Origin of the sequence: Asticcacaulis sp. (assembly GCF_020217185.1) — a bacterium.
GTDB lineage: Bacteria > Pseudomonadota > Alphaproteobacteria > Caulobacterales > Caulobacteraceae > Asticcacaulis.
On record NZ_JAIWNX010000161.1, the window covers coordinates 1 to 10,000 of the forward strand.

General features: G+C 65.1%; 9 protein-coding genes. 6 read left to right on the forward strand and 3 right to left on the reverse strand.

Features of this window, described 5'->3' with window-relative positions:
* The first annotated feature begins 82 nt into the window (after positions 1-82).
* Genes LDL37_RS07975 through LDL37_RS07990 form a run of 4 tightly spaced genes read left to right on the forward strand, consistent with a single transcriptional unit; the run spans position 83 to position 3,407 of the window.
* Positions 83-877, forward strand: a complete 795-nt coding sequence (locus tag LDL37_RS07975; protein ID WP_290796444.1) for an MOSC domain-containing protein — start codon at positions 83-85, stop codon at positions 875-877.
* A 42-nt stretch (positions 878-919) separates the two neighbouring features.
* Entirely contained in the window at positions 920-1,636 is a 717-nt protein-coding gene (gene gpmA / locus LDL37_RS07980) for a 2,3-diphosphoglycerate-dependent phosphoglycerate mutase (RefSeq protein ID WP_290796446.1), read from the forward strand.
* A gap of 15 nt (positions 1,637-1,651) precedes the next feature.
* The gene (locus LDL37_RS07985; RefSeq protein WP_290796448.1) at positions 1,652-2,095 is read left to right on the forward strand and encodes a bifunctional diaminohydroxyphosphoribosylaminopyrimidine deaminase/5-amino-6-(5-phosphoribosylamino)uracil reductase RibD; all 444 of its coding nucleotides are present in this window, start codon (positions 1,652-1,654) and stop codon (positions 2,093-2,095) included.
* Positions 2,096-2,153: 58 nt separating this feature from the next.
* Positions 2,154-3,407: a pentapeptide repeat-containing protein gene (locus LDL37_RS07990; RefSeq protein ID WP_290796450.1), complete on the forward strand. Its 1,254-nt coding sequence runs from the start codon at positions 2,154-2,156 to the stop codon at positions 3,405-3,407.
* Here LDL37_RS07990 and LDL37_RS07995 read toward each other — a convergent pair.
* From LDL37_RS07995 to cydD, 3 genes are read right to left on the reverse strand one after another with little or no spacing between them, the layout of a single operon-like run.
* A complete protein-coding gene (locus LDL37_RS07995) occupies positions 3,404-4,261 on the reverse strand; it encodes an isoaspartyl peptidase/L-asparaginase (protein WP_290796453.1) in 858 nt (285 codons plus the stop codon). The genes LDL37_RS07990 and LDL37_RS07995 overlap by 4 nt on opposite strands.
* Positions 4,262-4,316: 55 nt before the next feature.
* Positions 4,317-5,909, reverse strand: a complete 1,593-nt coding sequence (locus LDL37_RS08000; protein ID WP_290796456.1) for an ATP-binding cassette domain-containing protein — start codon at positions 5,907-5,909, stop codon at positions 4,317-4,319.
* Positions 5,906-7,627 (reverse strand): thiol reductant ABC exporter subunit CydD, encoded by a 1,722-nt coding sequence (gene cydD, locus LDL37_RS08005; protein ID WP_290796459.1) that lies wholly within the window; start codon positions 7,625-7,627, stop codon positions 5,906-5,908. The genes LDL37_RS08000 and cydD overlap by 4 nt, the downstream gene beginning before the upstream one ends.
* A 191-nt stretch (positions 7,628-7,818) precedes the next feature.
* Between cydD and LDL37_RS08010 the strand changes: the two genes are divergently transcribed.
* Complete coding sequence (locus LDL37_RS08010; RefSeq protein ID WP_290796462.1) at positions 7,819-9,408, forward strand: cytochrome ubiquinol oxidase subunit I; 1,590 nt, start codon at positions 7,819-7,821, stop codon at positions 9,406-9,408.
* A gap of 24 nt (positions 9,409-9,432) precedes the next feature.
* On the forward strand, positions 9,433-10,000 hold a 568-nt coding region (gene cydB / locus LDL37_RS08015; protein ID WP_290796464.1), incomplete at its 3' end, for a cytochrome d ubiquinol oxidase subunit II.

The following is a 10,000-nucleotide window of genomic DNA, read 5'->3' on the forward strand; positions in this document are numbered from 1 at the left end:
TCGTCGCCACCTCCCCATTGCTGCGCAACAGGGAGGAGAATGCCGCGTCACTTACGCAAGGATATAGAAGCAAGGCTCATCCATGCACCCGACCAATGGTAAAATCGACTCCCTGTGGCGGCACCCGGTCAAGGGCTTTACGCCCGAACCTGTGGCCGAGACCTGCCTGACGGTCGATGGTTTTTTCCCTTTCGATCGCCTGTTTGCGCTGGAGGTCGGGCCATCGGGCTATGACCGCGACGATCCGCAATTCCTGTCGAAGATGAAATATGCCGTGCTGGCGCGCTTTCCCGCCGTGGCGCGGTTGCGCACCCGCTATGATGAGATCACTGAGCGCCTGTTCGTCGATGATCGCCCCTTCGATATTGCGCAACCCGCCGGGCGTCACGCGCTGGAGCGACATATCGAAACCGTGCTGGCGGCGCATGAGGATTACGACCCGGTGGCGCAACCCCTGCGGTTTCTCGATATCCGCGAAGGTGCGGTCGATCATTACCGCTTCACCGACTCGTCCAAAGGCTTTGTGTCGATTCTCAACCTGAACAGTGTGCGCGACCTGTCCGAGCGTATGGGCATTGACCTCGATCCGTTGCGGCTGCGTGCCAATATCTGGGTCGAAGGGTGGTCAGCGTTCGAAGACCACGCCTTTGTGGGCAAGACGCTGCGCATCGGCGAAGAGGGGCCGCGGCTGGAGGTGCTGAAACCCATTGTGCGCTGTGTGGCGACGCACGTGAACCCGCAGACGGCGCAGCGCGATGCAGAGATGGTGCAGGCGCTGTGGACCCACTATGGTCACCGCGACTGCGGCCTTTATTGCCGCGTTGTGTCGCCGGGGCTGATCCGCGTCGGTGATGCGGTTGACCCGCAGGTGGCCTGATCCTATAGCAGAGACATTCTTTATGTTTTTAAAGGTGTCCGGATGCCCAAACTCATTCTCCTCCGTCACGGCCAGAGCCAGTGGAACCTCGAAAACCGCTTCACCGGCTGGGTGGACGTCAATCTGACGGCCGAAGGCGAAGCGCAGGCGGTCAAGGGCGGAGAGCTGATCAAGGCCGAGGGGATCGAGATCGACCGCGCCTTTACCTCGGTGCTGACGCGCGCCATCCGCACCTGCAACCTGGCGCTGGACGCGGCCGGGCAATCCTACGTGCCGGTGATCAAGGACTGGCACCTCAATGAGCGCCACTATGGCGGGCTGACGGGGCTGGACAAGGCCGAAACCGCCGCCCTGCATGGCGACGAGCAGGTGAAGATCTGGCGCCGGTCCTACGACGTGCCGCCGCCCGAACTGTCGGCCGACAGCGCCCATGACTTCTCGAAGGATCGCCGCTACGCCGGTTCGGTCCTGCCGCTGACCGAGAGCCTGAAGACGACGCTTGACCGCGTGCTGCCCTTCTGGGACGGGTCGATCGTGCCGGCGCTGAAGGCCGGGGATACGGTGCTGGTGGCGGCGCACGGTAATTCGATCCGCGCCATCATCAAGCTGCTGTTCAACCTCGGTGAGGCCGAGATTCTGGAGGTCGAAGTGCCGACCTCTAACCCGCTGGTCATCGATCTCGATGCGGCGCTGAAGCCCATTTCGGCCAAGTATCTCGATGCTGAGCGTGCCAACCCCGTGCCCGTTTTACAAGGCTAGGGGAAGGGCGGGGCGATGAGCGACTCCCGCCATATGGCGCGTGCCATCGCGCTGGCCACCGCACAACTTGGACGCACCGTGCCCAATCCGCCGGTCGGCTGCGTCATCGTCAGAGACGGCGTGGTTATCGCCGAGGCCGCCACAGGTGATGGCGGACGGCCGCACGCCGAAGAGGCCGCGCTGGCCCAACTCGATAACCGCGCCGCCGGGGCGACGGCCTATGTGACGCTGGAACCCTGTGGCGCGCGCTCTCATGGTGGCCTCTCCTGTTCGCAGCGACTGGTCGAAGCGGGCGTAAGCCGCGTCGTCTTCGCCTGTCATGACCCGTCGCCCTATGCCTCGCACCTCGGCATTGCGCGCATGAGCGAGGCCGGCCTTACGGTCGAAACCGGACTGATGGCCGAAGAGGCCGCGAGCCTGATTGTTGATTTTGTGAATAATCTGCCGGTTAAGCCCTGATTTAGGCTTTTTCAGTAAGGTTAACCGTAAAATCTCATCGAAAGGTCCGTCCCCGCGCATGAGCGCCACCACCGGACAGTCACGCTACACCCGCCTGACCCAGGCGCAGGTGGACGCGATCTGCCAGAAGCACGAGCGTCTCAAGGCCATGAAGCCCGGAGGTGCGCGGGCCGTTTTCGCGTGGATGGACGTGTCGGGGCTGGATTTTCGCGGGCGTGACCTGCGCGACGCCGACTTCACCGCCGCCATCATGGTGGGCGCGGATGTGTCCGGCGCGCTGCTTGATCAGTCGAACCTCTATTGCGTCGATATGCAGATGGCCAATCTGACCCGCGCCTCCTTGCGCCGCACGGATTTGCGCGGGGCCTGCCTGCGCGGGGCCAATCTGGCCGATGTGGACCTGTTTGAGGCCGACCTGCGCGAAGGGGCGCTGGCCTTGCCGGACAAGGCGGCGGGGCTTGCCTATGTCGAAGTGTCCACGCGCGTGTCGGACGCCGGGTTTACCAATCTGCGCGGGGCCAATCTGGAGCGCTCCAAGCTGTCGGGCATTCAGGCCATGAAGGCCGATTTCACCGACGCCATCCTTAAGTCGTGCAAGCTGGTCCGCGCCAACCTCAAACAGGCGATCATGGACAATTGCGACCTGTCCGGGGCCGATATGTCGGGCTGCGACGTCAGTGGTGCCTCGCTGAAAGACGCGGTGATGATCGGCACCAAGACCGAAAGCTGGAACGCCTCACAGACCAATCTGAGCGGCGTTTTGACCGAAAAGGCCGCCGGTACGGACGTCAGCCGTCTGCCCTATGATGAGATGATCCGCGACCACGCCGAATGGGTCGATAGTGTGGGCAAGGCGGGCAAGCCGTCGGCCTTTGACAAGGCCGATCTGCGCGCGCTCAAATCCATCAAGGGGCTCAATCTGGCGGCGCTGTCGGCCAAGGGGGCGGTGTTTTACGGTCTCGATATGCGCGGCATCCAGTTGCAGGGCGCGCACCTCGAAGGGGCGGACCTGCGCAATTGCGACCTGAGCGGGGCCGACCTGCGTGGTGCGCAGATGAAGGGCGTGCGGCTGGACGGCGCCAATCTGGAGGGGGCCAATATCGGGCCGCTAAAGCTCTCCGGTGACCGCCTGTTCCCGGCGGACCTCAGAGAGGCGCGCATCCGCGGGGCCAATCTGCAACGCGCCGATCTGCGTCAGGCGCGCCTTGACGGGGCCGACCTGTCGCGCTCTGACCTCGACAAGGCGCAGATGACGCTGGAAAGCCTCGTCAATGTCGTCTGCGTCGGCCTTAAGGGCAAGATCGCGGCTTAAAACGCCTCGCTGACAATATCGCCATCGCCGCTGAACCAGGCGCGCTTCATGCCCGCCGAGCGGAAGGGCGCGTGGACTTCGCCGGAACGGGTGACGACGATCAGCCCGCCTTCGCCGCCCATGCGCGCGATCTGCTCCAGCACCTGACCGGCGCTTTCAAACGCGCCCTGTCCGGCCCCGATGCGGAAGGCCACCTGTGCGGCGGCCTGAACGCGCAGGAAGTATTCGCCCTGACCGGTGCAGGAAATGGCGGCGTGGTCGTCGGCCCAGGTGCCCGCGCCGATGATCGGCGTGTCGCCGACGCGGCCCGGCAGCTTGCCGAACACGCCGGCCGTCGAGGTCGCCGCCGCCAGATCGCCATAGGAATCGAGACACACGCACCCGACCGTCCCGTGCGCCAGCGTCCCCGGCGGATAGTTGGATTCAAAAGCCCCGGCGCGGGTGAAATAGTCGTCGGTCACCGTCTCAAAGCCCTGTGCCTCGGCAAATTGCCGCGCGCCATCGCCGGCCAGCAGGACGTGCGGCGTCTTTTCCATCACGGCGCGGGCGATAGCGACAGGGTTCCTGTACCCGGCCAGCGCCGCCACGGCCCCGGCGCGGCGATCGGCGCCGCTCATCAGGCTGGCGTCCAGTTCAAACACACTGGCGGCATTGGGCGACGCGCCCTTACCGGCCACATAGAGGCCGGAGTCTTCGAGCGAGCGCACGGTCTCGGTGACCACATCCAGCGCGCGAGCGCCGTTATGGAGGTTGTGACGCGCGATCTTGGCCAGCCCCTTCATGTGGGTGATTTCGCGGCCATAGTCGCGGCCGGCCTTGGCCCCGGCGCCGCCATGCAGGGCGAATGCGATCATCAGACGTGTCCTTCGGGTCGTTTGGCCGGGTTTTAGGCGAAGAGACGGGCGAAAGCTACCCCTGAACCTCCCCGACGTGTCGGGGGAGAAGGAAAGAGGGGGCAAGCCGCAGGTCCTGATCGCACAGCCGTCGCGGGCCCGGACGGTGGCTGACGAGGATCAGGCCCTGACCGGTGCGCTTAAGGTGCGCCTCGATCGCCTCAGTGACGGCGGCTTCGGTGGCGGCGTCCAGCCCCTCGGTCGGCTCATCCAGCACCAGCACATCGGCCTGACGCAGCAGGGCGCGGGCGAGGCTGAGACGTTTGCGCTCCCCGCCGGACAGGGTCACGCCACCGTCGCCGATCCATTGGTGCAGACCCTTGGGCATGGCCGCGACGCGGGCCTTCAATTGTGCCGCCTCCAGCGCGGCCCACACGCGCGCCGTCAGGGTTTCCGGCGTTTCCGCCGCGATCTCTTCCGGTGACAGGGCCATTAGCAGAGTGTCGCCAATCGTGCCATTGAGCACCGGCGCGTCCTGCGGTGACAGGCTGAACCGCAGATCGGGCAGGGCGGTGAGGCCCGGCACCTCGTCCATCGGGCGCAGACCGATCAGGGCCTCGATCAGCCGCGTCTTGCCCGATCCCGACGCGCCGTGGATCAGCAGGCGTGTCTGGGGGCCGAGGTCGTACTCGTGCCCGCCAAAGCGCAGGACCGACCCCGTGCGCGGGGCGAGTTGTGCGGCCTCTGCGTCGCCCAGTTCCGCCACCCGCGCCTCGGCCTCGGCGAACAGGCGTTTTTGCGCCATGGCTTTCAAGAGGGGGCCGGTCGCTTCGAAGGCCACCGTCGTCACCAGCAGACCCAGCGCCAGCATCGGCATGGCCGCATGCGTATGGGTGAGAACGATCAGGCTCAGGGTGGCCGCCAGCACGCTGAGGTTCAGCAGGACCGGCAGGCTTTCGGTGTGCGCCTGCGCCTCGCGGGCGGTGCGCAGGGCGGCCTCCTGCTCTGATAATCGCGCCATAAACCGCTCCGACAACCGATAGGCGGCGATGTCGGGCAGGAAGGGCAGGGTTTCGTGCACGCTGTTTTTCAACGCCCCCAGTTCGGGCAGGCCGGTCGTTGACGTGGGCGCGACACGGCGCGACAGGCCGATCAGCGCGCCGATGCCCGCCGCCGCGATCAGGGTCGCCCCCGGCGACAGGAGCAGGGTCAGGATCAGCGCGGCGATCAGCCCGCCCAGCGCCGAGGCCCAGTGGCTTTGTGCCACCAGCGCGTTTTCCAACTGCCCGACATCCTGCACCAGCCGCGCCGAGGCCTCACCGCGGCTGAGGCGCAGCGGCGTATGGCTCACCCGCTCAAACAGCCATGGGCGCAACTCCGCCAGGGTGCGCAGGGCCGCCGTATGGCCGCTCAGGCGCTCGAAATAGCGCATGACGGTGCGCGCAATGGCCAGCCCGCGAATGGCCGCCGACGGCAGCAGATAGTTGAAAGCCATCATCACCGCGCCGCCCGCTGCCCCGGCTATGGCCGCCCCGGCCAGAAACCAGCCGGACAGACCAAGCAGGGTGGTGGCTGCGATCGACACCCCGGCGGCACAGACCGAAGCGACGATCAGGGATGTACGCTGACGGCGTTTCAGGTCGGCAAAATAGGCTTTGAACGCGCTCACAGCCGCACCTCCTGCGTGGCGATGGCGGCCAGCGCCTCGGAATGGGTGGCCATGATCACCGTGCGGCCCGTGGCGGCGCTGCGGATGGCGGCGATCAGGGCGGCCTCGGCCTCCGGGTCGAGATCGGCGGTCGGTTCATCGAGCAACAGAAGCGGCGCGGGTTTGAGCAGGGCGCGCGCCAGACCGATGCGCCGCCGCTCCCCCCCTGACAGGCCGGAGCCGCGTTCATCCAGCGGCGTTTCAAGCCCGCGTGCCGCCACCAGCGCCTCCAGCCCGGTCAGGCCGATCACCCGCTGCACCTCGGCGTCGCTGGCCTGCGGGTGCGACAGGCGCAGATTGTCGGCCAGGGTGCCGGGCAGGATCGGCGTGTGCTGCGACATCCACGACAGGCCGGGCGACAGATCGTGCGCGGGCGTCAGCGGCTGACCGTCGATTTCGATGAGGCCGCACGCCTCCACATCACCGCCGCGCCCCAGCAACAGGCGCAGCAGGGTGGACTTGCCCGACCCCGTTTCGCCGCGCAGGGCGATGATGGCTCCGCTGTCGGCGCTGAAACTGACCGGGGCGAAGACCGGTGCCGGATCGTCGGCGAAGACGGCGCTGACCTGATCAAAGCGCAGGGTGGGGGCGGTGGTGAGCCTCAGTGGCACCGGGTCTGGCGTCTCCAGCCGTGCCTCCAGCGCCATCAGGGCTTCGGCGGCCGCGCGCGCCTGCTGCTCCTCGTGATAGGCAGCGCTCAGACGGCGCAGCGGGAAATAGACTTCGGGGGCCAGGGCCAGAGCGAAGAAGGCCGGGGCAAAGGCATCGCCACCGAACAGGCCTCTGTTGAAATCGAGAATAGCCGGCACGGGGAAGGGCAGCAGGCCCAGCAGGGCAAACCCGCAATAGACGGCAATCAGGGCGACCGACAGGGCAGCGAAAAATTCCAGTATGGCTGACCCCGTAAAGGCCATGCGCAGGACCGACAGGGTGCGCTCAGACACATCGCGGGCGGCGCGGCGCACCTTTTCGACCTGCGCGTCTTCGTTATCAAAGGCGCGGATCAGGGGCAGGTGGCGCAGGCGGTCGGCGAACAGGCCCGACAACCGCGTCAGGGCCGCAAGCTGACGCCGCGATTCCGCAGCCGTGGCCATGCCGGACAGGGCCATCAGTGTGACAAAGGGACACAGGGTGAAGAGGATGATGGCGGCCGCCAGAGGCGAGGCCACACCAATGGCCAGCGTCACCAGAAGCGGCGTCAGGGCGGTTGCCTGCCGCGCCGGAACGAAGCGCGCATAATAGCCTTCGAGCGCTTCGGTATGCTCAAACAGCGCCGTCATGCGCCCCATCTGCGAGGCTCCGACGCCGCGTCCGGACAGGGCCTTGCGCATCAGAGACAGGCGCAGATTCTCGATGATCAGGCGCGCCGATTTGAGGCTAAGGACCTGATTATAGTAGGAAAGAGCGCCTCTGAGGCACAGGCTGATGAGCAAGAGGGCCAGGCCCGTCAAGGGAAACTGACCGCCGCGCACCGCCTGAAGGATCAGGGCCAGTCCGGCGGCAAAGCCTGTAGCGCACACCACTGACCCGACCTCAAGCTGTCGCACAAGTGTGACTTGTCTTTTCGCCGGATCGGCCCATAGTTTCAGCGCCTGACGCACAGCCCTGGCGCGACTCTGTTCGGCGTCGCGGGCAGCATCCTTAAAGGTCTCAGGGGTACGGGGACGTGGGTGCGACATTTGGTGCGATAGGGCGTTTCAGGGGCGGGGCATATACTCAGGCCCAGCTTAGTTGTTATGGCAAGTAAGCCGGAATGGGTTTTCTCCTAGCCCATTTCGGACATCAAGGGGCAAATTTCCACTCCACTGCTGCACCTTGCCGCAGGAGAGCGCGATCTAAAAACCCCAATAACCCGAGGGATATATCTCACATGGATATGATGACGGTCGATCTATCAAGGCTACAGTTCGCCTTGACGGCGCTGTATCACTTTCTGTTCGTCCCGCTGACGCTTGGCCTTTCCTTCATGCTGGTCATCATGGAAAGCGTCTATGTGCTGACGCGGCGCGAAATCTGGCGCACCATTACCCGTTTCTGGGGCACGCTTTTCGGCATCAACTTCGTGCTGGGCGTGGCCACGGGTCTGACCATGGAATTCCAGTTCGGAACCAACTGGTCCTATTATTCACACTTTGTCGGCGACATCTTCGGCGCGCCTCTGGCGATTGAAGGCCTGATGGCCTTCTTCCTCGAAGCGACCTTTGTCGGCCTGATGTTCTTTGGCTGGGACCGCCTGTCGCGCGTCGGGCACCTGATGGTGACCTTCCTTGTGGCGCTGGGCACCAACCTGTCGGCCCTGTGGATCCTGATCGCCAATGGCTGGATGCAGAACCCGGTCGGTGCGGATTTCAACCCGGCCACCATGCGTATGGAAGTCTCGGACTTCATGGCTGTGCTGTTCAATCCGGTGGCGCAGGCCAAGTTCGTGCACACCGTCTCAGCGGGCTATGTGATCGCGGCGGTCTTCGTGCTCGGCATCTCGGCCATCTATCTGCTCAAGGGCAAGTGGGTGTCGGTTGCCAAGCGTTCGATGGCGGTGGCGGCGGCCTTTGGTCTGGCCTCCTCGCTGTCGGTCGTCGTTCTGGGCGACGAGTCGGGCTATGCCCTGACCGATAACCAGAAGATGAAGCTGGCGGCGCTTGAAGCCATGTGGCACACCGAGCCGGCCCCGGCGGGTCTGACCCTGTTTGGCATCCCCAACCTGACGACCCAGCACACTGATATGGAAGTCAAGGTGCCCTATGTTCTGGGCCTGATCTCCACGCGCTCGCTCGACCGTCCGGTCATCGGCATCCTTGACCTCGTCGAAACGGCGGAACACCGCATCCAGTCGGGTGTGGCGGCCTATGACGCCGTGGAAAAGCTGAAGGTCAACCCCGAAGACCTCGCCGCCCGCGCGCAGTTCGAAGCGCACAAGCGCGACATCGGTTATGGCTATCTGCTGAAAAAGTACGTCGCTGATCCGCGCACAGCGGACGCAGCCCTCATCCAGAAGGCCGCCCTCGATACCATCCCCAACGTGCCGGTGATGTTCTGGACCTTCCGTCTGATGGCCGCGATTGGCTTTGCCATGATCGCCCTGTTCGCGGTGGCCTTCGTGCTGGTTAGCTTGCGCAAGGCCGAGCATAGCCGCTGGTTCCTGCGCCTGTGCGTGCTGGCCATCCCGCTGCCGTGGCTGGCGGCGGAAGCCGGGTGGGTGCTGGCTGAGCTGGGGCGTCAGCCCTGGGCCGTCGAAGGCGTCCTGCCCACCTTTATGGGCGCGTCCAGCCTCACCGTCGGGCAAATCTGGGTGACCATAGTTGGCTTCACCCTGCTGTACGGCACGCTGGCCGTCATCGAGGTCGGCCTGCTGGTCAAGACGATCAAGACCGGTCCCTATGCGTCGAAATTCGGTCGTATGCACGATGCCGAAGAAGCCAGCCCGCTGCAAAGCGGCGGCCTCGCCGGTCCGGCAGAATAACGCGCAGACAAAGGAGTAACCCTTATGGAACTACCTATCGACTACATGACCTTGCGGGTCATCTGGTGGCTGCTCATGGGCGTGCTGCTGATCGGCTTCGCCATTATGGACGGCTATGCGCTGGGCACGCTGGCGACCCTGCCGTTCGTCGCCAAAACCGACGAAGAACGCCGGGCGGTGATCAACACCGTCTCGGCCACCTGGGAAGGCAATCAGGTGTGGCTCATCCTGGGGGGCGGTGCCATCTTCGCCGCCTGGCCCTTCGTCTATGCGGTGAGCTTCTCCGGCTTTTATCTGGCTATGTTCCTTGTGCTGTCGGCGCTGATCCTGCGTCCGGTCGGCTTCAAATACCGCTCCAAGCGGCCGGGCAAGGCGTGGCGCAACAACTGGGACTGGGCGCTGTTTGTCGGCGGCTTCGTCCCGGCTCTGGTCTTCGGCGTGGCCGTCGGCAATGTGCTTCAGGGCGCGCCGTTCAGCCTCGATAGCGACCTGCGCATCACCTATCACGATCAGTTTCTGGGCGGCCTGCTCGGCCTGTTCAGCCCCTTCACCGTCCTGTGCGGCCTGACCTCCGTGGCCATGCTGCTGCTGC

Bases quoted from the DNA above. Each gene is read 5' to 3' on its own strand.
- LDL37_RS07975 (WP_290796444.1), top strand. From the start codon at position 83: ATGCACCCGACCAATGGTAAAATCGACTCCCTGTGGCGGCACCCGGTC.
- gpmA (WP_290796446.1), top strand. From the start codon at position 920: ATGCCCAAACTCATTCTCCTCCGTCACGGCCAGAGCCAGTGGAACCTC.
- LDL37_RS07985 (WP_290796448.1), top strand. From the start codon at position 1,652: ATGAGCGACTCCCGCCATATGGCGCGTGCCATCGCGCTGGCCACCGCA.
- LDL37_RS07990 (WP_290796450.1), top strand. From the start codon at position 2,154: ATGAGCGCCACCACCGGACAGTCACGCTACACCCGCCTGACCCAGGCG.
- LDL37_RS07995 (WP_290796453.1), bottom strand. From the start codon at position 4,261: ATGATCGCATTCGCCCTGCATGGCGGCGCCGGGGCCAAGGCCGGCCGC.
- cydD (WP_290796459.1), bottom strand. From the start codon at position 7,627: ATGTCGCACCCACGTCCCCGTACCCCTGAGACCTTTAAGGATGCTGCC.
- LDL37_RS08010 (WP_290796462.1), top strand. From the start codon at position 7,819: ATGGATATGATGACGGTCGATCTATCAAGGCTACAGTTCGCCTTGACG.